The organism is Corynebacterium sp. HMSC073B01 (assembly GCF_001838255.1).
Classification (GTDB): Bacteria; Actinomycetota; Actinomycetes; order Mycobacteriales; family Mycobacteriaceae; genus Corynebacterium; species Corynebacterium jeikeium_D.
The window spans coordinates 14153-36380 of the sequence record NZ_KV836186.1; the positions used below are offsets into that span (position 1 = coordinate 14153).

Annotated in this window: 20 protein-coding genes, 2 tRNA genes, 1 other RNA gene and 1 pseudogene; 16 read left to right on the top strand and 8 right to left on the bottom strand. The window is 59.5% G+C overall.

Going from position 1 to position 22228, the window contains the following annotated elements:
• The first annotated feature begins 110 nt into the window (after positions 1 to 110).
• Positions 111 to 743 carry a MusI family membrane protein gene (locus tag HMPREF2849_RS09325; RefSeq protein ID WP_070546210.1) on the top strand — a complete coding sequence of 211 codons (633 nt, stop codon included), beginning with the start codon at positions 111 to 113 and terminating at the stop codon, positions 741 to 743.
• A gap of 69 nt (positions 744 to 812) precedes the next feature.
• Here the strand turns inward: HMPREF2849_RS09325 and HMPREF2849_RS09330 are convergent, their stop codons facing one another.
• Complete coding sequence (locus HMPREF2849_RS09330; RefSeq protein WP_069359224.1) at positions 813 to 1817, bottom strand: PfkB family carbohydrate kinase; 1005 nt, start codon at positions 1815 to 1817, stop codon at positions 813 to 815.
• A 94-nt stretch (positions 1818 to 1911) separates the two neighbouring features.
• Between HMPREF2849_RS09330 and HMPREF2849_RS09335 the strand changes: the two genes are divergently transcribed.
• Positions 1912 to 2478: a thymidine kinase gene (locus HMPREF2849_RS09335; protein ID WP_048732776.1), complete on the top strand. Its 567-nt coding sequence runs from the start codon at positions 1912 to 1914 to the stop codon at positions 2476 to 2478.
• A gap of 20 nt (positions 2479 to 2498) precedes the next feature.
• On the opposite strand, the gene HMPREF2849_RS09340 is transcribed toward HMPREF2849_RS09335, so the two are convergent.
• Positions 2499 to 2572: transfer RNA gene (locus tag HMPREF2849_RS09340), tRNA-Ile, on the bottom strand.
• A 257-nt stretch (positions 2573 to 2829) separates the two neighbouring features.
• On the opposite strand from HMPREF2849_RS09340, the gene HMPREF2849_RS09345 reads away from it, so the two are divergent.
• The 4 genes from HMPREF2849_RS09345 to HMPREF2849_RS09360 all read left to right on the top strand — a co-directional run bounded on the left by HMPREF2849_RS09345 (position 2830) and on the right by HMPREF2849_RS09360 (position 7929).
• Positions 2830 to 4473, top strand: a complete 1644-nt coding sequence (locus tag HMPREF2849_RS09345; protein WP_083295715.1) for a DHA2 family efflux MFS transporter permease subunit — start codon at positions 2830 to 2832, stop codon at positions 4471 to 4473.
• 317 nt (positions 4474 to 4790) lie between these two features.
• Positions 4791 to 6173 carry a dicarboxylate/amino acid:cation symporter gene (locus HMPREF2849_RS09350; RefSeq protein ID WP_048732641.1) on the top strand — a complete coding sequence of 461 codons (1383 nt, stop codon included), beginning with the start codon at positions 4791 to 4793 and terminating at the stop codon, positions 6171 to 6173.
• A gap of 10 nt (positions 6174 to 6183) precedes the next feature.
• Positions 6184 to 7038, top strand: coding sequence for a serine hydrolase domain-containing protein (locus tag HMPREF2849_RS09355; protein WP_070546250.1), 855 nt, complete (start codon positions 6184 to 6186; stop codon positions 7036 to 7038).
• A gap of 267 nt (positions 7039 to 7305) precedes the next feature.
• The gene (locus tag HMPREF2849_RS09360; RefSeq protein WP_070546216.1) at positions 7306 to 7929 is read left to right on the top strand and encodes a DUF3145 family protein; all 624 of its coding nucleotides are present in this window, start codon (positions 7306 to 7308) and stop codon (positions 7927 to 7929) included.
• On the opposite strand, the gene HMPREF2849_RS11040 is transcribed toward HMPREF2849_RS09360, so the two are convergent.
• The gene (locus HMPREF2849_RS11040; RefSeq protein WP_083276308.1) at positions 7905 to 8270 is read right to left on the bottom strand and encodes an acyl carrier protein; all 366 of its coding nucleotides are present in this window, start codon (positions 8268 to 8270) and stop codon (positions 7905 to 7907) included. The two genes, HMPREF2849_RS09360 and HMPREF2849_RS11040, sit on opposite strands and share 25 nt — an antisense overlap.
• A complete protein-coding gene (gene aceE / locus HMPREF2849_RS09370) occupies positions 8270 to 11026 on the bottom strand; it encodes a pyruvate dehydrogenase (acetyl-transferring), homodimeric type (RefSeq protein ID WP_070546218.1) in 2757 nt (918 codons plus the stop codon). Before aceE ends, HMPREF2849_RS11040 begins: the two co-directional genes overlap by 1 nt.
• A 276-nt stretch (positions 11027 to 11302) precedes the next feature.
• Between aceE and HMPREF2849_RS09375 the strand changes: the two genes are divergently transcribed.
• From HMPREF2849_RS09375 to HMPREF2849_RS09390, 4 genes are all read left to right on the top strand, one after another.
• Positions 11303 to 11713, top strand: coding sequence for a DUF3052 domain-containing protein (locus tag HMPREF2849_RS09375; protein ID WP_005511050.1), 411 nt, complete (start codon positions 11303 to 11305; stop codon positions 11711 to 11713).
• Between the two features lie 123 nt (positions 11714 to 11836).
• A tRNA-Val gene (locus tag HMPREF2849_RS09380) sits at positions 11837 to 11908 on the top strand.
• A 72-nt stretch (positions 11909 to 11980) separates the two neighbouring features.
• Complete coding sequence (locus tag HMPREF2849_RS09385; RefSeq protein ID WP_141698021.1) at positions 11981 to 12586, top strand: zinc metalloprotease; 606 nt, start codon at positions 11981 to 11983, stop codon at positions 12584 to 12586.
• 1 nt (position 12587) lies between these two features.
• Entirely contained in the window at positions 12588 to 13547 is a 960-nt protein-coding gene (locus HMPREF2849_RS09390; protein ID WP_222865368.1) for a cobalamin biosynthesis protein, read from the top strand.
• On the opposite strand, the gene HMPREF2849_RS09395 is transcribed toward HMPREF2849_RS09390, so the two are convergent.
• Positions 13544 to 14530: an SURF1 family cytochrome oxidase biogenesis protein gene (locus tag HMPREF2849_RS09395; RefSeq protein WP_049170162.1), complete on the bottom strand. Its 987-nt coding sequence runs from the start codon at positions 14528 to 14530 to the stop codon at positions 13544 to 13546. The genes HMPREF2849_RS09390 and HMPREF2849_RS09395 overlap by 4 nt on opposite strands.
• 136 nt (positions 14531 to 14666) lie before the next feature.
• Between HMPREF2849_RS09395 and HMPREF2849_RS09400 the strand changes: the two genes are divergently transcribed.
• Positions 14667 to 15248 (top strand): GtrA family protein, encoded by a 582-nt coding sequence (locus HMPREF2849_RS09400; RefSeq protein ID WP_042388795.1) that lies wholly within the window; start codon positions 14667 to 14669, stop codon positions 15246 to 15248.
• Here HMPREF2849_RS09400 and HMPREF2849_RS09405 read toward each other — a convergent pair.
• Positions 15245 to 15748, bottom strand: a complete 504-nt coding sequence (locus tag HMPREF2849_RS09405; RefSeq protein ID WP_369707166.1) for a low molecular weight protein-tyrosine-phosphatase — start codon at positions 15746 to 15748, stop codon at positions 15245 to 15247. The genes HMPREF2849_RS09400 and HMPREF2849_RS09405 overlap by 4 nt on opposite strands.
• 68 nt (positions 15749 to 15816) lie before the next feature.
• Positions 15817 to 16497 carry an HAD hydrolase-like protein gene (locus HMPREF2849_RS09410; protein ID WP_049192884.1) on the bottom strand — a complete coding sequence of 227 codons (681 nt, stop codon included), beginning with the start codon at positions 16495 to 16497 and terminating at the stop codon, positions 15817 to 15819.
• A gap of 35 nt (positions 16498 to 16532) precedes the next feature.
• Here HMPREF2849_RS09410 and cobC point away from each other — a divergent pair, with 35 nt between their 5' ends.
• The 5 genes and pseudogenes from cobC (at position 16533) to rnpB (ending at position 20886) form a co-directional block, all read left to right on the top strand.
• Positions 16533 to 17666: an aminotransferase class I/II-fold pyridoxal phosphate-dependent enzyme gene (gene cobC / locus HMPREF2849_RS09415; protein ID WP_070429149.1), complete on the top strand. Its 1134-nt coding sequence runs from the start codon at positions 16533 to 16535 to the stop codon at positions 17664 to 17666.
• Positions 17667 to 17735: 69 nt separating this feature from the next.
• Entirely contained in the window at positions 17736 to 18923 is a 1188-nt protein-coding gene (locus HMPREF2849_RS09420) for a Nif3-like dinuclear metal center hexameric protein (protein ID WP_049192886.1), read from the top strand.
• Positions 18924 to 18928: 5 nt separating this feature from the next.
• Positions 18929 to 19672, top strand: coding sequence for a zinc ribbon domain-containing protein (locus HMPREF2849_RS09425; RefSeq protein ID WP_049189597.1), 744 nt, complete (start codon positions 18929 to 18931; stop codon positions 19670 to 19672).
• A 24-nt stretch (positions 19673 to 19696) separates the two neighbouring features.
• A pseudogene (locus HMPREF2849_RS09430) lies at positions 19697 to 20362 on the top strand (histidine phosphatase family protein); the annotation flags it as partial.
• Between the two features lie 59 nt (positions 20363 to 20421).
• Positions 20422 to 20886, top strand: an RNA gene (gene rnpB / locus HMPREF2849_RS09435) — RNase P RNA component class A.
• Positions 20887 to 20897: 11 nt separating this feature from the next.
• On the opposite strand, the gene HMPREF2849_RS09440 is transcribed toward rnpB, so the two are convergent.
• The gene (locus HMPREF2849_RS09440) at positions 20898 to 22061 is read right to left on the bottom strand and encodes a galactokinase family protein (RefSeq protein ID WP_049170173.1); all 1164 of its coding nucleotides are present in this window, start codon (positions 22059 to 22061) and stop codon (positions 20898 to 20900) included.
• Between the last annotated feature and the right edge of the window lie 167 nt (positions 22062 to 22228).

Below are 22228 nucleotides of genomic sequence, written 5' to 3' on the forward strand. Positions count from 1 at the left end.
TAAGCGTTAGCGCATAGGACGCCAAGCACCGCGTTTTACGAAAGCGAAAGCCTCAACCGCGTAGGTTGAGGCTTTCGTCTGTTAATCAGCCTTTATTAGGATATGAACCCGTGGATAGATTTTTCAGCACCGATACAAAGTTCTACGCAGCCTGGTCGCTGTTAGCAGACCTTGTAATCATCAACCTGCTGATGATCGTCGCATCCATCCCGATAGTCACTGCAGGCGCCGCAACTCGCGCTGGAGTAGTAGTCGCTCGCGACATGGTCCGTGACGAAGGCTCAAGGCCCGTACGGCGCTTCTTGCGCGCACTGTTGGACAATTGGCGCACACCAACCGTGTGGTGGCTATTCACCTTGGTTCTCGCCAGTGGCATTGGCTATGAGTTTTACGTTATCTCCCGCGCGGACCTCGGCACTGTCGGCCTGATCTTCGCCGCAGGAGTTACCTCCGGGGCGCTAATACTGCTGGGAATTACCGCGTGGGTCTACTCGCTGTGCTCGCTTTCCGACGGTCACTCGTCGCTCCGCCGAACCCTGGCAACGGCCACCAGCATGACCGTCAAAAACCTGCCGCGGACTGCGCTCGCAGTATTGGCGCTTCTCATCGTGCCCGCGGCCATATTCTTTTTCCCGGCGAAAATCTACGCGATTGCTACCTATGTCTTCCTCATCGGGTACGCGTTGAGTTGGTACTTGGTGATGCTGGCGCTTGAGCCCGTTCTGCCAGACAATGCTGGGTAGGTTCTCCCGCTGGCCCCACTGGCACTGACTTAATCGGTGCCAGCTCGCACACCAGGCCGCTGACGACCCTTAGCCCGCGTACTCTTTCACAGGGGGAAAATCCTCCGCCTCGACCATCTCCAGCAGTTTTTCGCGACGTGCAAAAGCGGAGCATGCGCCGACCGCCTGTACAGCTGCTGCGCCTGCTGCGGTGGCCAGGGGGACGGCGTCGTAAAGCGAGGTGCCCTTAGCCAGTTCCGCGGTGAGCGTGCCGACGAACGCATCACCGGAGCCAGTGCCGTCGACAATCTTCTCCTCTGGCAGCTTGAGCGCGGGGTGCTCGTAGATTGTCGGCTCGTCGTCGAGACCGTCGGAGTGCTGTGCGAAGAGACAGCCGTGGTCGCCCCGGAGCATGACGACACTGGGGCAGTACTGCAGAAGCGCCTCGAGCTGTGCGCGGTAGTCGGTAGCGCGGATTCCTTCGGCGATGTCCAGGCGACGGATTGTTTCCCAGGCGCCCTTCATGTTGACGATCAGCGGATCTGCATGGTCAATCAGGGCAGGTGTAACGGTTACGACCGGATTGAGGTTCAGCACCAGTCGCGCGCTGTACATGGATGCGACGGACGCGATGGCCTCAGTTGCTTCCGGAAGGAGCTCGCCCTGCGCGAGCACGACATCCGCTGATGCGAACTCGTCGACGAAATCGGTGGGGTCGGTTAGCGCATCGGCACCGCGCTGGACAAAAATCACCGGGCGACCCTTGCGGTTCGTTGCGACGAAAGCGCTGCCGGTCGGCAAATCCCAGGACGTCTGAATGGAGTGGACATCTACGCCGTGTGCGTTGAGTTCCTCGACCACGAAATCCGCTGCGCGGTCCTCACCAACCGTACCGGCCATGATCGCACGGACGCCGTCATAAGCGATAGCAACGGCCTGGTTAGCGCCCTTGCCGCCCAGCATATTCGTGCCGTCATCAACGATGAGCGTGCCACCTTCTGCGGGGACACTATCGACCTGTACCAAGGTATCTAGGTGGATAGATCCACATACAACAACTGTTGGATTCTCATTCAGGTCAGGAATCGGCTGCATAAAAATAAAGGATAGTCGGGAATTCAAATCCGTGTTGGCGGCCCGAGTTTACAGCCGTCAGAGCCCGCGAATCGATGCCCTACAATCGATGGCTATGGCAAAACTGTACTTCCGCTACGGAACCATGAACAGCGGAAAATCCATCGAGGTCCTCCGCGTCGCCCACAACTACCGCGAGCGCGATATGCGGCCGTTGATCGCCAAGCCGGCCGTGGATACTTTGGCTGACGGCGACGTGCACTCCCGCATCGGAATCGCGGAACGCGCGCACCTCATCCACGATGGCGATGACCTCTCCTCGCTTGCCGACGGCTACGATTGTCTAATCATCGATGAGGCACAGTTTCTTACCCCTGACCAGGTCGATCAGTTGCTGGGAATTACCCTTCGCGGTACTCCGGTGCTCTGCTACGGTCTGCGTACCGACTTTCGCACGCATGCCTTCCCAGGCTCCCAGCGCTTGCTCGAAGTTGCCCACACCATTGAGGAAATCAAGACAATTTGCACCTGTGGGCAGAAGGCCATCTTTACTGCACGGTTGAATCCGGACGGCAGCATTATCCTCGACGGCGAAACCGTGGAAATTGAGGCACTCGAAGCGCCGAAGTACATCTCCCTATGCGCCAGCTGCTACAACCGGATGTCGGGTAAATGGGCGTGAGTAGAGCCCAGAGTTTTTAGTGCCCCCACCAGGGCTCGAACCTGGGACAAAAGGATTATGAGTCCTCTGCTCTAACCGACTGAGCTATAGGGGCAAGGATTGGGCATTGTGAAGTGACAATTAAGCACTATGAACCAGTGTCCAAAACCTCATAGCATCATAGCAATCTGCCACCGTGCGGTGATAAAAGCCCTATACCCAGCGGGTTCGGCTGCCATTGCGTGGGTTCAATGAAGCTAAGTGTTTCCGTGTCGACGAAGGTAATCCCCGTTCTCAACGAAGCTGATCTTTCCGCAAAGTTACGACTTTCGGTTGATGAATCAGCCCTAGGACACTTCTAGCATTAATCCTATGAGTACAAAACCTTCCTTGAGCAGCGCCGACGTCTCAGTCGACGCACAAACCGGTGCCACAGCGAAAGCGAAGGGCACCCCCGTCATGGCAATCGCCAACGAGGATCAGATTGCTGAGTTCGGGGCCTCGCCACAGCGGTGGTGGGGGTTGCTCGTGCTCGCGGTTGGCCTCGGCATGATTGTCCTGGACGGCACCATCGTTGGTGTTTCATTGCCGACCATCATTTCGGAGCTGGGCCTTGACATCGTGGGCGCGCAGTGGATTACCACGATCTACTCGGTCGTTTTCGCCGCACTACTCCTGACCTCTGGCCGCGCTGGCGACCGCTTCGGCCGTCGAACGCTTTTTCTCGTCGGTCTGGTCATCTTCACGGTCGGCTCCGTCGTGGCCGCACTTTCCACAGCCTTGGCGCCACTGGTCATTGCCCGCGTCATCCAAGGCATTGGTGGCGCGTGCATTCTGCCATCAACACTGTCCAGCGTGAACGCACTATTCCGTGATAAAGATCGTGCCACCGCATTCGGCATCTGGGGTGCGGTCATGTCTGGTGCTGCAGCAGTCGGCCCACTCCTGGGTGGCGTGCTTACGCAGTTTGCTGGTTGGGAAGCTATCTTCTGGGTCAACGTGCCCATCGCCGTCGTGCTTTTCGTCCTTGCGCTGCGCTGGGTGCCGAACACCGCAGGCGATACCAATGGCGCGGGTCGCTTCGATGTCCTTGGCCTGGTGTTGTCTGGAATTGGCTTTGGTGCCGTGGTCTTCGGCATCATTCAAGGCGCCAAGATAGGGTTTGCTTTTCCCTCCGCACCCGTCGTCACGCTCTTAGTTGGTGCGGTGGTGCTTGTCGCTTTCGTGCTGTGGGAAAACAGTCGTCGGAAGAACGCGGATCCTGCGCTGTTGGACGTGTCGATGTTCTCCTACGCCACGTTCAGCTGGGGGAATACCACGGCGATGCTTGTCGCGGTGGGTGAGTTCGCGCTGGTCTTCGTGCTGCCGCTCTACCTGGTGTCGGCGATTGGCTTATCGACGATCGCAACCGGCCTGGTCCTGGCAGCAATGGCTCTCGGTGCGTTCTTCGCAGGTGCCATGGCGCGTCATCTGGCAGCTCGGATTACCCCGGCCGGTGTGGTGATTGTGGGCCTTGGTCTCGAGGTCTTTGGTTCGCTGCAGTTGGCGGCCGAAGAGCGCGTTGACCTGCCGCTGTGGCTGGTTGTGTTTGCATTGATTGTCTACGGTCTGGGTCTTGGTCTGGCATCGGCGCAGCTGACCTCGTTGGTGCTTGGTGATATTCCGGTGCGGCTGTCGGGGCAGGCATCGGCAACGCAGTCGACGATTCGGCAGATTGGTTCGGCGCTCGGTGCTGCGCTCGGTGGTATGGCGCTGACGATTGGGCTGGATCGTGAGATCGCGAAGCTGTCGCCGGGCCTGGAGCAGATGGGGCAGGGGCTGAAGGATTCCGCTGGCTCGATGCTGATTGGTCTGCGTGCGCAGGGTGCTCCCGACGGTGTGTTGGTGCCGCTGACAAATGCGTTTGCACATGCCACGCAGTTTGCGCTGTATTCCGCTGTCGGCGCGTTGACTATTGGCTTCCTCTGCTCGCTGAAGGTACTGCAGTTGCGCAGGCAGGCTGAGAAATCGAATTAGCGATGTGGAATATTCGGGTGAGGGGCCGTGTTGGAAATTGGTGTCACAACATCAATCGTGGCAGTCTTATCGTTTGTCTCTTAACCGGACTTGCTAGATAGAAATGACCAACATGAAAATGCTCACAAAGCGGCGTTGGCTCGATTACGGCCGAATCTCCACTTCCTCCTGTCGCTAAACACTTCGGAGCTTCCGCCTCGCTGCGCCTGTCTCTTCGAGGCTGAGCTCAGCGGCCTCGGATCCCGTCGCGCGCATTTGTCAGACGGCATAAGGCGCGGCACAAGTGTTTTCAGAGAAAGAAATATCCAGGAGGAAAAGTGAATAAATTTAAATGGGCGACCGGCTTCGGTGCCCAAGTTGTCTATGGCCTGATTATTGGTCTCATTTTGGGCTTCATGGCCCGCAGTACTGGCGATGACTCCTCGTTGCGCACAGCGCTCGACGAGGTCGGCAGTACCTACGTCACGCTGTTGAAGCTGCTCATCCCACCGCTGGTGGTCACCGCAGTCGTAGTGTCGATTGCCAACCTGCGTCAGGTCGCAGGTGCAGCCAAGCTGGCTGTTTCGACGCTGATTTGGTTTGCCATTACATCCTTTGTATCGGTGGTTATCGCCATCGTGCTGGGCTTGGTCATCAAGCCAGGCGTTAACTCTGGCGTGGATGCCTCGGCAGCTCAGGAGCCGAGTTCCGTGGGCTCCTGGTGGGGATTCCTGCAGAGCATCGTCCCGCAGAACTTCCTCGGCCTTGGCGTGAAGATCAGCGAATCTGACGGTGCTGTATCCGGCTCGCTGAACTTCAACGTCCTGCAGCTGCTGGTCATCGCGATTGTCTTCGGTGTCGCCGCAGTGAAGGTTGGCCCGAAGGCTGAGCCATTCATCGAGTTTTCCGGCTCTCTTTTGACCATCGTGCAGAAGGTCCTGTGGTGGGTCATCCGTCTGGCACCAATTGGTACCGCAGCCCTCATCGGCCACGCCGTCGCTGAGTATGGCTGGGAAGCGCTCGGCAGCCTGGGCAAGTTCGCCATTGCCATCTACATTGGTCTGTTCCTGGTCATCGCAGTTGTGTACCCAGTTGTGCTGAAGATTCATGGCATTAGCCCAATCGACTTCTTCCGTCGCGTCTGGCCAGTGACCTCGCTCGGCTTCTTCACCCGTTCGTCTATGGGCGTCATGCCGGTCACTGAGCGCGTTGTCTCCCGTCGTCTGGCAGTACCGGATGAGTACGCCTCCTTCGCCGTACCGCTGGGCGCCACCACGAAGATGGATGGTTGCGCCGCCATTTACCCGGCTATCGCGGCTATCTTCGTCTCGCAGTTCTACGGTGTGCCGTTGGACTTCACGGACTACCTGCTCATCATCTTCGTCTCCGTCATCGGTTCGGCTGCAACTGCTGGCACCACCGGCGCTACCGTCATGCTGACCCTGACCCTGTCGACCCTTGGCCTGCCACTTGCCGGTGTCGGCCTCCTGCTGGCTGTCGAGCCGATCGTGGATATGGGCCGCACTGCGGTGAACGTTACCGGTCAGGCCGTGGTCCCGTTGGTCGTCGCAAAGCGTGCGGGAATCTGGGATAAGGACGAGTGGGACGCCAGCGCCAACGCCGACCTGTCGCCAGCCGACGAGTCGGACGACGAGTCTGCAGACGCGCCTGCTGAGAAGTCCGATTCCGCCGAAAAATCCGAGTCCGCCACGCTTGCGTAGTCTTGAGGACATGACTTCTTGGAAGCCCTCTGTTCTTGCGCAAGTTGATCAGTGGCCAGTTGACACGGTCGCGGCTGCCGTGCGTGCCGACGATGGCAGTTGGCATACCCACGGTGATAGCGGTCGCGTTTTTGAGCTCGCTAGCGTGACCAAGTTACTGGCCGCTGTGGGCATGCTTGTGGCCGTCGAGGAGGGCGCGGTGGAGCTCGACCAAGAGCTCACGCCACCCGGTCACGGCGCGACTGTGCGTCACCTTCTGGCGCACGCCGGCGGGGTGAGGTTTGCCAGCCGTGAGCTGGAAAAAGAACCAGGGGAGCGGCGCATTTACTCCTCCGCGGGCTTTGAAATCATCGCCGATGCCATCGCTGCGGAGGCAGACATGCCGTTTAGTGAATACCTGCGCCAGGCCGTGTTTGAGCCGCTGGGGATGTCAGATTCCGTGCTGGATGGCTCGGCAGGGCATGGCGCGCGTAGCAGTGTCGCTAATCTCATGGTCTTCGTCGATGAGATCTTCACCCCGACTTTCCTGCACCCAGGTACCGTCTCCGAAGCGTTGACCGTGCAGTTCCCGGGCCTGAATGGTGTCGTGCCGGGCTATGGAATGCAACGTCCGGCCGATTGGGGCCTGGGCTTTGAGATTTTCGGGCACCCCGATTCCAAGCAGGGGCTGTGGTTTGGCGCCTCGATGCCCAAGGATGTCGCAGGCCACTTCGGGCAGGCGGGCACGTTCCTGTGGCTTCATCGTCCAACCGGGCGGGCGGCAATCGCCTTGACCGACCGAGCTTTCGGCGAATGGGCCAAGCCGCTGTGGACTGACTTCAACGACGAACTATGGCGTGAACTGGAAGAACACGCTAAAGGTTAAGGGGATATGAGCTAAGTCGGCGTCGGCTGCGGCGCCGATTTTTCGTCTCAGCGCTAAATCACATCTGGGGGATTAAGGACAACTTGAGGGTTGCCAGCAGCCGTCTCGGAAATAACAATCATAAACACGTGCAACGCAAACCTCAGAAGTGTTGTTTTACCGCAGTGCTTTTTCTGCAGTGTGGCAAGTGTCGTTGGATGAGTTCGTAGGGGAAGACGAATCTCGTCTTACACCAATTGACCGCAACTTTTCCGAGGACCTTCGTCTATGCGCACCCAACTTTCAGGCGTCCTGTGGATTCACAGCATGCCAGGGCCGCTGCAACCACACATCACGTGGGCGCTGGCCCGACTCAGCATGCCCGATGGCACTAAGCCAGGCCGGGATATTTGGCGTGCGACCGACCAGGATGCCACTTTGTGCGCCGAGGTGCCTTTCACTGCAAGTGCTGACACCATCGCCACACTGGTGGACAACCTGGCTAGGTGGCCGCGCCTCTATTTCGAGCTGGCGCAAGACCCAGCCGTGGATGATGACGGCTACGCCATCGATGGCATGCGCTACTGTCATACCCCGCAGCTGGGGACTTTCGCCGGACAGACCGATGCCGCCGGAAACATCGTGGTCAACGAAGATGCGCTGCGTTCCATCATGGCACGCGGCGGCGACATCGAAGGAACCCTCGACGCGGCCATCGGCGGGCCGTGGGACCGCGTGCTAGAGCCGATGCGCATGATGACGGCAGGCTACGCCCCCGAAGAGTGCTTTACGACGTCCACCCCTGCCGGACCCGACAGTGCCAGCGGCAACTCGACCGCTGGCAACGCAGACCTCGGTGGGGTAGAGGCAGCTAACGTGCTGCAGCTCTACCCGCGCCGGGCGGCGATGTAGTCAACTACATCGCCAAGGGTCTTAAACGAGGAAATGTCCTCGTCCTCAATGCGGACTCCCAGCTCTTCCTCACAGCGGACAGCCAACTCTACGACGCTCAAGCGGTCAAAGCCGTAGTCGGTCAGCGAAGTGGAGAGCTCTAGGGACTCCACCTCGTCGTTAGCCATCTTTTTGACGATTGCCGCGACCTCGCCGTGAAGACCTGCGGGCAGGTCAGCGTCGGCGGAACCCTTCTTCGAGCCCGCGTTCGCTGCATTGGGTGAGGCATCGTCAGCGTCACCGGCGCCGGTGACCTGTGTGCCCAGTAGGGCGCTGAGCTGATCTCCAAGGCTAGAGGTCATTATTCAGCGTCCTGAGTGGTTGCGGTTGGATCGGTAATCTGCAGCTCTTCAGCTGCTTCCTGGGCGACACTCTTGTCGAGCTTGCCAGCGCGTGCCAGTGCGGCCAGGGCCGCAACAGCGACTGACTCGCCGTCGGAGTTGAAGTAGCGGCGAGCGGCCGGACGGGTATCCGAGAAGCCGTAGCCATCGGTGCCGAGGACGGTGTAGTCACCTGGAACCCACTTGCGAATCTGCTCCGGGACCGCACGCTGGAAGTCAGTCACTGCGATGAATGGCCCATCGGTGTCGGACAGCTGGCGGGTTACGAAGGCGGCTTCGACCTCTTCAGCCGGGTTGTGCAGACGCTCAGTGTCACGCTCGTGTCCATCGCGAGCCAGCTCATTCCACGAAGTCACCGAGTAAATCGAGGAAGCCACACCGTAGTCTTCCAGGATGTCCGCGGCGCGCAGCGCCTCCTGCATGCCAATGCCGGAAGCCAGCAGGTTGACATGCTTGTCGCCCTCAGCCTTGCGGAAGCGGTAGATACCGCCAAGCAGCCCTTCGACATCGAGGTCTTCCGGGACAGCCGGCTGCGAAGTCGGCTCATTGTAGATAGTCAGGTAGTAAATGACATCTTCGCCGCGCTCCGGACCATACATGCGGTCGATACCGTCGCAGACGATGTAAGCAATCTCGTAGCCGAATGCTGGGTCGTAGGAGACCACGGACGGGTTCGTAGCTGCCAGCAGCTGGGAGTGACCGTCCATGTGCTGCAGGCCTTCACCTGTCAGCGTCGTGCGACCGGCGGTAGCGCCGAGTAGGAAGCCGCGGGACATTTGGTCACCGGCAGCCCAGATGGAGTCAGCCGTGCGCTGGAAACCGAACATCGAGTAGAAGATGTAGAGCGGAATCATGGCCACGCCATGGGTGGCGTACGCCGAGCCGACAGCGGTAAACGACCCCACAGAGCCCGCCTCGGAAATGCCCTCGTGCAGAATCTGACCGTCCTTCGCTTCCTTGTAGGACAGCATCAGTTCATGGTCGACCGGAGTGTAGTTCTGGCCGTGCGGGTTGTAGATCTTCAGCGTCGGGAACCAGGAGTCCATGCCGAAGGTGCGGGCCTCATCAGGGATGATAGGCACGAAGCGGTCCTTGAGATCCTTATCGCGCATCAGGTCCCTGAAAACACGCACCGTCGCCATAGTGGTGGCAACCTTTTGCTTACCTGATCCCTTGAGGAGGTTTTTCAGGGTTTCCGGCTTTGGCGTTGTCAGTGGTTCGTAGCTAGTGCGACGCTCCGGCACGAAACCGCCGAGTTCTTTGCGGCGCTCCAGCATGTACTGCACTTCCTCGGACTCTGGGCCCGGGTTGTAGTACGGCGGCAGGTAGGGATCCTTCTCCAGCTCCTCGTCGGAGATCGGAATGCGCTGGTTATCGCGGAAAAGCTTCAGATCATCGAGCGTCAGCTTCTTCATCTGGTGGGTCGCGTTGCGGCCCTCGAAGTTATGGCCGAGGCCATAGCCCTTAACCGTGTGCGCCAGAATGACGGTCGGCTGGTCCTTGGTCTCCAAGGCCTTCTTGTAGGCAGCGTAAATCTTGCGGTAGTCGTGGCCACCGCGACGGAGGTTCCAAATCTCCTCGTCGGTCATGTCCTCGACCAGCTTGGCAGTGCGCGGGTCACGGCCGAAGAAGTGCTCGCGCACCCAAGCGCCGTCGTTAGCCTTCAGCGTCTGGTAATCGCCATCGCAGAACTTATTCATCAGGTCGACTAGTGCGCCGTCCTTGTCCTTAGCGAAGAGCTCGTCCCACTCGCGGCCCCAAACGACCTTGATGACATTCCAACCAGCGCCGCGGAAGAACGACTCCAGCTCCTGGATGATGCTGGTGTTGCCGCGCACCGGACCGTCGAGGCGTTGCAGGTTACAGTTAATGACGAATGTCAGGTTATCCAGGTTGTTCAGCGCCGCATGCTGAATGGCGCCACGAGATTCCGGCTCGTCCATTTCGCCGTCACCGAGGAAGGCCCAAACGTGCTGCTGTGAGGTGTCCTTGATGCCGCGGTCATGCAGGTAGCGGTTGAAGCGTGCCTGGTAGATGGCGTTGAGCGGACCAAGGCCCATGGACACCGTCGGGAACTCCCAGAATTCTGGCATGCCATGCGGGTGCGGGTAGGAGGGAAGGCCATTGCCCTCGCCGAGGGAGACTTCCTGACGGAAACCGTCGAGGTCCTCTTCGGTCAGACGCCCCTCTAGGAATGCGCGGGCGTACATACCCGGCGAAGCGTGGCCCTGGAAGAAGACGTGGTCACCGCCGCCTGGGTGGTCTTTGCCGCGGAAGAAGTGGTTAAAGCCGACCTCGTAAAGCGGTGCGGCGCCCGCATAGGTGGAGATATGTCCGCCCACGCCGATACCCGGACGCTGTGCGCGATGGACCATAATTGCCGCATTCCAGCGAATCCACTTGCGGTAGCGGCGCTCAATGTCCTCATCGCCTGGGAATTCTGGCTCCATCTCAGTTGGGATGGTGTTGACGAGGTCTGTCGAGGTCAGCGGCGGTAGAGCCACGCGCTTTGCCGTGGCACGTTCCAGCAGGCGCAGCATGAGGAAACGTGCGCGCTCCGGACCTGCCTCTTCTAACAGTCCGTCGAGAGACTCAAGCCACTCCTTGGTCTCTTCAGGATCTGCATCCGTGAGATAGGAGGCGACCCCATCACGGATAAGGGCAAAGTTTGACTCATCAGAGTGGGCTTGTGGCGTACCCGACGAGGTATCGGACATTGTGAGCTCCTTTCAGTCCCTGAAGGAAAGGCAAAGGTTATTTTTCTCCACTCTACGTCTGAATCGTTTGTTGTGCCCCTAGCCGTTTCTTGCACACGCTTTCACCGAACAATCCGGTCGGCTTTACGACGAACATTGCGAAGAACACTGCGAAAACTGCACCTTTTTGGGGAAATTCTTATTTTGCAGCTGTGAAAAATGTATTTGAGCGGTAAAATTTCTCCACATAGTTCGAAAAATCGAGCTGAATATTTTTTCTAGAGGAGGAAAAGGGAAGTGGTCAACGCCACAGGCGCTGCTCATGAATATGCGAGCAGGCTCGGCATCAAGGAAGGTCAGCTAGTCCAGGAGGTTGGCTGGGATACGGACTGTGACTCAGCAATCAGTGAGTCGGTCGAGAATTTCCTGGATGCAGACCTGCTCGACGAAGACACGGATGAGGTTGTCGACGTCGTATTGCTGTGGTGGCGTGAAGAAGACGGCGACTTGGTCGATGGTCTTGTGGATGCTTCCCGCCCTTTGGAGGATGAAGGCCGCGTTTGGTTGCTCACGCCGGGTGCTGGTCAGCCGGGTGCCATTGATCCTGGTGTGATTGACGAGTCCGCACAGCTGGCAGGTTTCTCCAACACCTCGGCGCTTCGTCTGGGGGATTGGCAGGGCAATTGCCTGGTGCAGCGCTCTAGCTAGCCGGCTTTCGCTGTCCCGTTTGAATCGGCTACTAGCCGAGCTATTGAAATAATCTGCATAAACGCTGTGTGTAGTGCGCAATTGGCAATCTATGTTTGCCGTGTGTTAAAGTTTCGCAGCAGCGCGGCGATAGCTCAGCGGTAGAGCTCTGGTTTTACACACCAGCGGTCGGGGGTTCGAAACCCTCTCGCCGCACAGACATAATCCGCCCGGATTCTTGTAATGGAGAATCCGGGTGGATTTTTGTTTGTGCTAAACTCCCGGTCTGTGCGTTTTACAAAATCGCTAGTAACCATCATTGTTGCCGGATCTCTACTTGCGGGCCCACAGGCCTACGCAATTGGAGGAGACGGTAAACCAGTAATCGACGCTGCCACCTGTAAGGCAATGGTCAAAGCCGCAAATGCAGGCGAGCCGGTGGAGGATCCATCGATTCTCCATCTCTCCGACAAGATGCCTTCCTACCTTGCCGACGGCACCCTGGACTACGTTGTTGCTCCAGACTTTCCGTACCGCGCGCAGCTGGACGCTGCTGCCCAAGAGTGGAATGAAAAGCTCGGTGGCAAGGTCGTGCTCCGGGAAGTGACCAAAGACAAAGCTGATTCGGATACCGTGAGCGTTCGCTACGTGCCTAAGCCGAACTCGCACGTTTTGGCTTCTGCATCGGAAATTAGTAAAGAAATGACGGTTTTCGTTACTTCCACACTCTATCCTGATGCAATTCGCAGCACGCTTGCACACGAGTTTGGGCACCTACTCGGTATCCGGCACACCTGTGATTACACCTTGATGGCTGCATCTTCGCACCGTCATCCGGCAGCACATGTCACTCCGCTCGATGTCGTAGCCGTTCTGCAGGGACAGTTCGATTAAATTGCGTATAAAAGCCAGAAGTCGACGCCTCTGGCGACGCGGTGCAGCCATCGCTGCGGGATATGCGCTTGACCGCATTTTCGCAGATCCCACCAATCACCATCCGGTGGCAATCTACGGGCAGGCCGTCAGCAAACTTGAGCGCCGAATTTATGCCGATTCCAAGGCGCGCGGTGTAGCTTTCACCACAATCGCAGTGGCCGCACCGGTAGTGCTTACCGCCGCAGTCAGTACAGTCGCCCCGACCCTCGCACTGACTGCCACCACGTGGGCATCGCTCGGCGGCACTACCCTCCGCCGCACGGGCGAACGTATGGCCGACCGACTTTCCGCCGGAGATATCGATGCTGCCCGAGAGCTTGTGCCGTGGCTGTGCTCGCGTGATCCAGAGGCGCTCGACGCTGATGGGATCGCCCGAGCCACCGTCGAATCGCTCGCCGAAAATACCTCCGACGCAGTCACCGGCACACTCATGTGGGGAGCCATTGCAGGAGCTCCTGGTGTGGTTGCTCATCGAGCGGTCAATACCCTTGACGCGATGGTCGGATACCGCAATGACCGCTATCGCCAGTTCGGGTGGGCCAGTGCACGGCTTGACGACGTCGCCGGGTTCCTCCCCGCCAGGCTCACAGCTGTCGCAACTGTGGTTGCGGGCCCGAATCGTCGTCAAGCATTGGCAGCGTGGCAACGAGATGCCAGCAACCATCCAAGTCCAAACGCGGGCGTTGTGGAGGCGAGTGCGGCCGGCGCGCTGGGGCTGCAGCTGGGTGGTAAGACGGTGTATCTCAGCGGTGTGGAGATGCGCCCAGTGCTGGGCGGTGGCCGGGCGCCTGCGGTGGCGGATGTTCGGCGTGCAGCTGAGCTGAGCAAGCGAGTGCAAAATATTGTTGCGCTCAGCTGTGCGGGAGCTGTGGTTGTGGCCGGATGCGTCCGGCACGCGAAGGCGCGAGCTGCGAGCTAGAAGCGTTCGTCGTATCGGTTGTCGCGGTAACCTGCGGCGCGGTGGCCAGTGTTGCCGTAGCGTTGCGCCATGCGCTGGCGGTGCAGCTCGGCGGCGCGATCCTCTTCGGACTTAGCCTGCGGAGGAGTGGGAGTGGTGGCATCGTCCGATTCGGGTGTTGCGTCCTCAGAGTCATCAGCGTCATCTACTGGTTCCGCGGCTTCGGCATCGCGGAGGTTCTTAGCCATCTCCTCTTGCTCCGCGCGGTCTCGTCTGCGCTCGACGATTTCAGCACGAATGAACCAGACGACGGCCAGCGGCACGAGAGCGCCGAAGAAAATCCACTGAATGCCGTAGGAGAGGTAGGGGCCGGACTCCAGAGTGGGCAGTGGAATGGCCTCGATGACGGCATCGGATTTGTCCGAGAGCTGAAGCCAATCGGGGTTGAGTTCGGTGTCGACTAGCTCGGACACTTCCTTGGTGTTGATTCCGTAGACCTGCGGCGGGGTGCCGGGGATTGGGGCGGTCTCGGCGGGAATCTCGTTTCGGCGGGTAAAGGCCGAGATAGTCAAGGTGCCCTTCGGGGCTGGCTCAACATTGGGGGTGCTGGAGTCTGTCGGGCGTACAAAGCCGCGGTTGACCAGGTAGTTTTCGCCATTGTTAGCGACGAAGACATCGAGTACCTGGACGGCGGGGGCTCCATTGACCGGGCGGTTACGCAATAGCACGCGGGTATCCGGTAGGAAGGACCCGGTGGCGGTAACGCGACGCCATTCGTTGCCCTCGACGAACCCTTTGCCCTTGGGCATTAGCTCATTGACATCTACGGGGTCGAGCTCGAATGAGTGCTCAAGCTGCTGATTGCGATGCTGCGTCGCGGTGTTCTTACCCAACTGCCACGGAGCCAGAACAGTAAATGCGAGATAGGAAAACGCAATGGCGACAATGGCAGTGAGAACCCATCCAGGGGTCAGAAACTGGCGCACATTCTTAAACACATTCATTGAGCTTACCCGGTGGTGTGGATGGCACTAGAGCGGCAGGTGATTGGCGGTGCGGAGATTGAGTGAACTTCGGGTAAAGTTATTTGAGCGTATTTGACGGGGAATCTACCCGGGGATAGATGGAAAGAGAGGTGTCGTGGTGGGCACGCAAACAGCGAAATCTTCGCCTTCACGCCGCTTCAGCACAGTCTCGCGCCAGTTCATCAAGTTCGGCCTGGTCGGCGGCACAGGTGTGGTTGTCAACCTGATTGTCGTGATTATTGCCCGCAAGTTGGGCCTCAGTCTGGGCACCAATGAGCACGACGTGTTTATGAACTTGTTCGGAACGCGGTGGAATATCCGTTACTCCCACGTCTATGCAACTCTGGCGTTTGTCGTGGCTAACATCTGGAACTTCCAGCTCAACCGGTCCTGGACCTTCCGAACTGACAATCGCCCGAACTGGTTTAGACAGTTCTTCCCGTTTTTATTTGCAGGTATCTCAGCACTGATTGTGAACCTGGTTGTCATCACGCTGCTGACTAACCCCACCTCGCCACTGGCACTGCCGGTGGATATTTTCGACGACTCCACCGGCTTTAGAAACCGCCTCTACTGGGCAAACCTCATCGGCGTCATCTTGGGTACGCCCGCTAACTTCATCTTGAATAAGATTTGGGCGTTTCGAAACCGGGGCAATGCCAGCAAAACAAAAGAAAAGGTTGTTTTGAAACCTTAACGCTCAGAGGCCAGCGCCAGAGTCTCACGCAACCATGCGATGATTCCCGGCGTCGCGGCCTCAATTTCGTTTCGAGTGCGGACGAATCCCTCCGGACCTCCGTAGTAAGGATCAGCCACGACGGCCCCCTTCGGGGATGCCGGGTCGAAGGAACGCATCAGGCGAATCTTCTCTTTTGGCACGCCAGCGTGGAGTAGACCATTGATGTGCGATTCATCCATGGCGATGAAAAGCGTTGCATCCATGTGCTCATCGCCCAGCTGTGCCGCGGTGTGGTTCGGATCGTAGCCAGCATTTTCCAGCTCGGCTTGCGCTCGCTCGTCGGCGGGTTCGCCGACATGCCAGCCGCCGATTCCGCAGGAGGCGAGCAGGACATCGTCGGCAAGCGCATTGGCTTCAACCGCGTCACGGACGATGATTTCAGCCATGGGGGAGCGGCAGATATTTCCGGAGCAGACAAACACGACGTACACGGACTCAGTACGATGCGACGAGTTCATAAGCATAATAGGCAAAACCAAACTTCTCGGAAAATAAAAATAGGATTGTCACTAATCGTTGACGAGTCTTAAAGATACAACATTTCCCGCACAACACGATTCAGGTCCCCAGGCGACGACGCCACCGCCGCTGCCGATGCCCACTCAGATTCCGAGCCGTAGCCCCATTTAACAGCGATGGCGGGGATGCCGAACTGTGCGGCGCCCTCAAAATCATGGATGCGATCGCCAACCATTACGACCGAACCGTGCGGACGCACTGCTTCATCGGTTTCAATGCCCAACTCCTTGAGCGTGTACTCAATGACCTCGGTCTTTGTCTGTCGTGAGCCGTCGTCGCTGGCGGCGCCGATGAAGTCAAAGGCGTCGAGAAGCCCGAAATTGTCCAAGGTTTTACGGGCGAAGTAGTCGCCCTTGGAAGTCGCAGTGGCTAGTTGGACACCAGCTGCCCGCCAATCGCGCAGGAGCTCCGGCCAGCCGGGGAACATCTCGGCACGCTGCCAAGCACCGGCGTGTTGATGCTCCATGTACACAGCGAAGGCTCGGTCGACTTGTTCGTCGGAAAGCCCGAGGGATGCGAGTGTCTCCACCATTGGCGGGCCTGGGATCGTGTTGATAAAGCTCTCGGGCGGAAGTGGGTGGTCAATTGCCTCCAACGCAAGGCGGAATCCATGTGCGATTGCGGGGAGAGAATCGGCGATGGTGCCGTCGACATCAATAAGGACAGTGGGACGATGGCCAGTGGACATATTGTTCATCCTAAAAGGTCATTAGGCTGGATGGCATGTTAGACGACCCGCTGCGCTATCACGGCGATCAGGCCGCCCATGGCGCTGACCTGGACTTTGCCGTCAATGTTCACGGCACCACACCGCAGTGGCTGCAGGACTCGCTTGCCACGTCCCTTGGAGAACTTGCCGCGTATCCGTCTGCGCAGCTCGATGCCGACGTCCGCGCCGCCATCGCCGCCAATCACAATCGCAGCGCCGACGAGGTTCTGCTTCTTCACGGCGTCGCCGAGGGCTTTTCGCTCTTGCCGCACCTGGGCTTGCCCGCCACCATCGTCCAGCCGCAGTTCACCGAACCTGAAGCCGCGTTCCGCGCCGCGGGAGTCGGGGTGGATTCGCTGGTACTACCGTCGCCGTACACGCTCACGCCTACGCTTGCCGACGTCCACGAGAACGCCTCCTCCCCGCATTCCCAGCAGCTTGACGGTCGGATGGTCATCATCGGCAATCCGACTAACCCCACCGGTGTTGCTCATTCAGCGGATGACCTGCGGGGGCTCGCCAGCCGTTGTGGGATCTTGGTCGTGGATGAGGCATTTATGGACATCGCCGATGGTGAGATTATTCGGCGGTGCTCGCTAGCTGATTGCAGGCCGGGGGAAGCGAACAGTATCCCCGATAATGTCATCGTTTTCCGCAGCATGACTAAGACCTGGGCAATCGCAGGCCTGCGCTGTGGTTACGCGCTGGGAACCCCTGAGCTCCTGGCGCAGTTGGGGCGACTACGTCCGCACTGGCCACTGGGCACGCTGCAACTTACCGCTATGGCGGCAATCGCGCGTCGCGAGGCAGAGCTGTTGCCACAAATCCGCGCTGAGATTGGTCAGCAGCGCGAGGCTATGACACAGCTGTTAGTAGCCGCCGGCTGGCAGGTGTTGGATTCCAAGGCTCCCTTTGTGCTGGCACGCCCGGGGGTTGCCCTGAGCACGCATGATGGTCCGGGCGCTGCGGAGGTTGACGTCGTCAAGCACGAGCGCCTGAGACAGCGGCTCGCTGCGCGCGGAGTAGCCGTGCGGCGTTGCGACACCTTCGCCGGTTTGGACGGTTCGTGGTGGCGGCTGGCTGTGCGGGACGAGACGAGTGTGCGGCGGCTTATTGCGGAAGTAGCGGATTTGCTGTCGCAGAACTGATGGGGCGGGGCAGAGTTCACTACGCTGGAAGAGAAGCTGGAGAGAAATGCATGTTGAAGGGATGGATGTATGACGGACTCTGCGCAGACCCGTGCCGAGGGCAATAACACGGTGGTGACCGTTGCCGACGTGCGTGCGGCGATGGACGCGGCCTACCCGCCGGCACTGGCGGAGAGCTGGGATAAAGTTGGCCTGATCTGCGGTGACCCGCAGGATGAGGTGCGTCGCATCGCGTTGGCGCTGGACTGCACTGACGAGGTTGCAGATCGCGCGATTGCCTCCGGTGCTCAGATGCTCGTTGTGCACCATCCGCTGCTTCTGCGTGGTGTGAATTCCGTGGCGGCGGATACACCGAAGGGTCGGATTATTCATAAGCTGATTCGGGCAGGTGTGGCTCTCTTTGCAGCGCACACCAACGCTGACAGCGCCCGACCGGGTGTCAACGACCAGTTGGCCACGGTTCTCGGAGTTGAACCGGGTGCGCCGCTAGCTCCGCAGCCGGCTCCCGGCTTGGATACCTGGACAGTGAAGGTTCCGGCAGATCACGTCGATAAGGTCGCGCAAGCCATGTTTGAGGCGGGCGCGGGCACTATCGGCGACTACGACAGCTGTGCGTTTCGCATTAACGGCCGCGGCCAGTTCCGCCCGCTGAGCGGGGCGAATCCCTTCATCGGTGCCGAGGGGCAGATTGAGTATGTCGAGGAAGTACGCCTGGAGATGGTCGCGCCACGGTCCGTGCGCGCGGCGATTGTCAAGGCTCTCGTTGCAGCGCATCCGTATGAGGAGCCTGCCTTCGACATCGTGGACAATCAGGCCACCGGCTTGGATCCGCAGCAGGCTGTGGGCATTGGGCGAGTGGGCACGCTGGATACGCCGATGCCATTTAAGGAATTCGTCGCCCGTGTGGCTGAGCGCCTGCCCGCAACGGCATGGGGCGTGCGAGGCGCAGGCGATCCGGAGCGGATGATTCGCACGGTTGCCGTCGCATCTGGTTCAGGTGACTCTTTCCTGGACACTGTGGCAAAGATGGGCGTCGATGCGTTCGTTACCTCTGACCTGCGGCATCATCCTGTCGATGAGACACTGCGAACCGCGGACTTCTGCGTGGTGGACACGGCTCACTGGGCCAGCGAGTTCCCCTGGTGCTACCAGGCCGCAGAGATCCTGGCCGAGAGGCTCGGGGTCGCGACCGAGGTCCTTGAGGTGCGCACCGATCCCTGGACAGTGGCAGAATCGTCGACACAGGCAAGGAAGTGAAGACCATGAGGCTTAGTCCACAAATCCAAGTTGCGATGTTGGAAAAGGCGGAAAACCAAACTCTGTTGGATGGGCTCACCGCCCGCCAGAACGTTCTGCCCGAGCGTGCCGAGTTGCAGGAGCTGCGCAAAAAGCACAGCCGTCAGGCCAGTGAGGCAGCGCGCTCCAAGCTCAGCGCCTCCGATATCGGCCGCGATATTGCCAAGCTGGAATCGGACATCAACAAGCTGAAGGCCCGCGAAAAGGCAGACCGTCTGTCGCTCGGTGCCGCAGAAGACGCATCCACGCGCCGTGACCTCGAACACGACCTGCGCTCCACCAAGCGGCGCCGCGAACGCGCTGAACAGGAACTCCAGCAGTATGAGCGCATGCAGGAGGCCTATCAGGTCGACGCTGAGCACGAATACGACGCCGATGAGGCGCACGATGACATCGTCGCTGCCAAGCAAAGGCTTAACGACGCCGAGGTTGACCTCATTGCGCGCATTTCCATCGCTGAGACCCGAATCGAAGAGGCTGACAAGCTTATTGATGGTTCGGCAGCCAAGCTTTACCGTCGTCTAGCGCTTGCTAACGGCATCCCCGTTGCACGCCTGAACGGACGCACCTGCGGATCCTGCTTCATGGAGCTCGATGTCGGAACCGTGCATGAATTCACCACGCTCGCGCCGGAAGAAGTGACGTTCTGTCCTGAATGCGGCGCGATGATTGTGCGTGCGGAAACGCTGGGAGCGGTGAAAGGCAAGTAGATGAGCCAGGCTGCAGACAAGCGCGATAGCGCGCCGGGCTGGACGGGGGCGACTACGGATCCCACGCGGTTGGTGCTGCTGCGCCATGGGCAGTCGCCAATGTCGATTCGCCGGGAGTACTCGGGAAGCCGTTCGAACCCCGACCTGACAGAGGTGGGCAGACAGCAAGCGAAAGCGGCAGCACGTCACCTGGCGGCGCTGGTCGATAGCGGCAACATGAGTTTCTCGGCGATTGTGGCCTCTCCACAGCGTCGTGCACAGCAGACAGCAGAGGCGGCAGCCAAAGCGCTCGGGCTGGACATCCACGTTGAAGAGGATCTGCGCGAGACCGACTTTGGGCAGTGGGAGGGCATGACTTTCTCCGAGGCTCACAACGCCACCCCTGAGCTGCACAGTTCCTGGCTTGCGGATCCGGCCGTGGCGCCACCGGAGGGGGAGGATTTCCCTACCGTCGATAGCCGAGTGAGCGCCGCGCGTGAGCGCATCGCTCAACAATTCGGTGCCTCGGATGTGCTGGTAGTCAGCCATGTCACGCCAATCAAGTCGCTGCTGCGCCAGGGGCTCGGCTGCGGCTTTGAAATCTTCACTCGCCTGCACTTGGACCTGGCCAGCCTCTCCATCGCGGAGTTTTACGCAGATGGGCCGACATCGGTGCGGCTGATTAACGACACCAGCTACCTGCGTGGTTAGCAGCCGAGCACGGCGGGTTATTTGAATTGCGGTTGTGGCGGGTACACTAACCATTCGAGCGAGCCGGCCGGGTGATCGCGGCAGTTAACGGAACCGGACGCCTCTTTTACAGAGTGTGTCCAGGCCGCTGTCGAGGAAAGTCCGGACTCCACTGGGCATGGTGGTTGCTAACAGCAACCCAGGGTGACCTGCGGGAATAGTGCCACAGAAAATAGACCGCCGGGCGCACAGCCGATGTCTTTGACGTAAAGCTGTGGAGATCCGGTGAGGGTGAAAAGGTGCGGTAAGAGCGCACCAGCGGGGCAAGTGATTGCACCGGCTAGGTAAACCCCACCAGGAGCAAGGCAAAATCGCGCATGCTTCGTCGTGCGCGTGCGCGAGTGTTTGAGGGCTGCCCGTCCGATACTCGCGGGTGTGCTGCTTCAGGCTGTCAGCAATGGCAGACCGAGATGGATGATCGCCACCCGGCGCTTTCCGAAAGGAGCGCCGAGGGACAGAATCCGGCTCATAGGCCGACTCGTTCACACAAGCTCTATTACTCGACCACCGCGCCGGCTGCAGTGTTCTCCACACGGATGGTCTCGGAACCGCCGTCGTTAAGCGCGGAGGCAATCCGATCGGCGTCGTCGACGTGGGACCACATCACCAGCGACGCACCCGGGCATGGCGCACAACGGGCAATCTTCTCGCAGTCAATGGTGTCGGTCAGCTCGGCAATCTGCCCCAGCACAGAGCTTGCCGACGGCGCGGAGCCACGCTCACTGACATCGCGCGAAACCCCTGCGATGGCTGCTTGAATATCGCTGTGACGGATGTGGCCGATGACTGCGCGGGCACGGTCGGAGGATGCGTCGGCTTCGTCAAGCCACTGAATGGCACGGCCGATGGTCGGGATGTCTTCGTCGTCCGGGTGCACCTCGTGACGAGCACGCACCCAGTCCGCGACCCGCTCCTGTGAGTCGGGGAGGCTAGCGAGAGTCGGCACGCCAAAAGCGGCGCAGGCTTGCTGGAAGAACTCGTAGCGCTCCTCGTCGGGCGAACCGCCGGTGACATCGGGGGAGTAAGCGACAGTCAGCGCCAACGACTGCGGGAACGCCGTCTGCGTGACTGCCTCATCGGAGTGGTTGATGCACAGTAGGCTGTCCGGGCGGCTGCGCAGCGCCGTGGTGTAGGGGTACAGCGGCCACGACTGTCCCTTAATCTGCACCATGGTCTCGTGGATAGCGGTGGCAATACGCGTGCGGGTGGGCACATCATCGCGGTCGCCAAAACGCGCATTGAGAGCCAGCGCGAGAGCACACTGAATTGCCGGAATCTCTCCAAAACCGCGACCTGGCGCGATGGTGGAGGCAATGGTGACCTTCAGGCCGTTGCTGTTGCGCGGAACGAGATGCAGCGAGTGTTGCAATGCGACAATGGCAGCCGCGACAGCGGTCGGCACCTGAGAAAAAGCGGCGGGGACGCTATCCGGGAAATCCATCTTGGTAGTTTCGCGCTTGTACACGACAACGAGCTGCTGCTCGTCAATTTCCTCGATGCCGACCGCAGCATAGGCCGGAATGGCGGTGGCTAGGAGCATGCCGCCGGAGGACGCGCAGTCCTCACCCAACAGGTTGATGGAACCCGGGGCGTATGCAACTGAAGCATTAGAACCGACGGCATCGAAGACGTCGTTTACGACAGCGGGTGCGGCGGGCATGGGTGAAACCTCTCCAGAGATCGGACTCATAGTGCTGGTGTGCAGTGTTCGCGTTCAACGCTTGTGTTCTAAGGTGAACAATTCCGTCGATAATACCCGGGTCGGGGGACAGTGACAAACCTATATACTGGGATTTTATGTCGCCGCAGCGCACATGGCAGGCAAAT

Excerpts from the sequence above, each read along its gene's own strand:
- HMPREF2849_RS09330 (WP_069359224.1), bottom strand. The coding sequence starts at position 1,817 with ATGCAGCCGATTCCTGACCTGAATGAGAATCCAACAGTTGTTGTATGT.
- HMPREF2849_RS09335 (WP_048732776.1), top strand. The coding sequence starts at position 1,912 with ATGGCAAAACTGTACTTCCGCTACGGAACCATGAACAGCGGAAAATCC.
- HMPREF2849_RS09345 (WP_083295715.1), top strand. The coding sequence starts at position 2,830 with ATGAGTACAAAACCTTCCTTGAGCAGCGCCGACGTCTCAGTCGACGCA.
- HMPREF2849_RS09355 (WP_070546250.1), top strand. The coding sequence starts at position 6,184 with ATGACTTCTTGGAAGCCCTCTGTTCTTGCGCAAGTTGATCAGTGGCCA.
- HMPREF2849_RS09360 (WP_070546216.1), top strand. The coding sequence starts at position 7,306 with ATGCGCACCCAACTTTCAGGCGTCCTGTGGATTCACAGCATGCCAGGG.
- HMPREF2849_RS11040 (WP_083276308.1), bottom strand. The coding sequence starts at position 8,270 with ATGACCTCTAGCCTTGGAGATCAGCTCAGCGCCCTACTGGGCACACAG.
- aceE (WP_070546218.1), bottom strand. The coding sequence starts at position 11,026 with ATGTCCGATACCTCGTCGGGTACGCCACAAGCCCACTCTGATGAGTCA.
- HMPREF2849_RS09395 (WP_049170162.1), bottom strand. The coding sequence starts at position 14,530 with ATGAATGTGTTTAAGAATGTGCGCCAGTTTCTGACCCCTGGATGGGTT.
- HMPREF2849_RS09405 (WP_369707166.1), bottom strand. The coding sequence starts at position 15,748 with ATGAACTCGTCGCATCGTACTGAGTCCGTGTACGTCGTGTTTGTCTGC.
- HMPREF2849_RS09410 (WP_049192884.1), bottom strand. The coding sequence starts at position 16,497 with ATGTCCACTGGCCATCGTCCCACTGTCCTTATTGATGTCGACGGCACC.
- cobC (WP_070429149.1), top strand. The coding sequence starts at position 16,533 with ATGTTAGACGACCCGCTGCGCTATCACGGCGATCAGGCCGCCCATGGC.
- HMPREF2849_RS09420 (WP_049192886.1), top strand. The coding sequence starts at position 17,736 with ATGACGGACTCTGCGCAGACCCGTGCCGAGGGCAATAACACGGTGGTG.
- HMPREF2849_RS09425 (WP_049189597.1), top strand. The coding sequence starts at position 18,929 with ATGAGGCTTAGTCCACAAATCCAAGTTGCGATGTTGGAAAAGGCGGAA.
- HMPREF2849_RS09440 (WP_049170173.1), bottom strand. The coding sequence starts at position 22,061 with ATGCCCGCCGCACCCGCTGTCGTAAACGACGTCTTCGATGCCGTCGGT.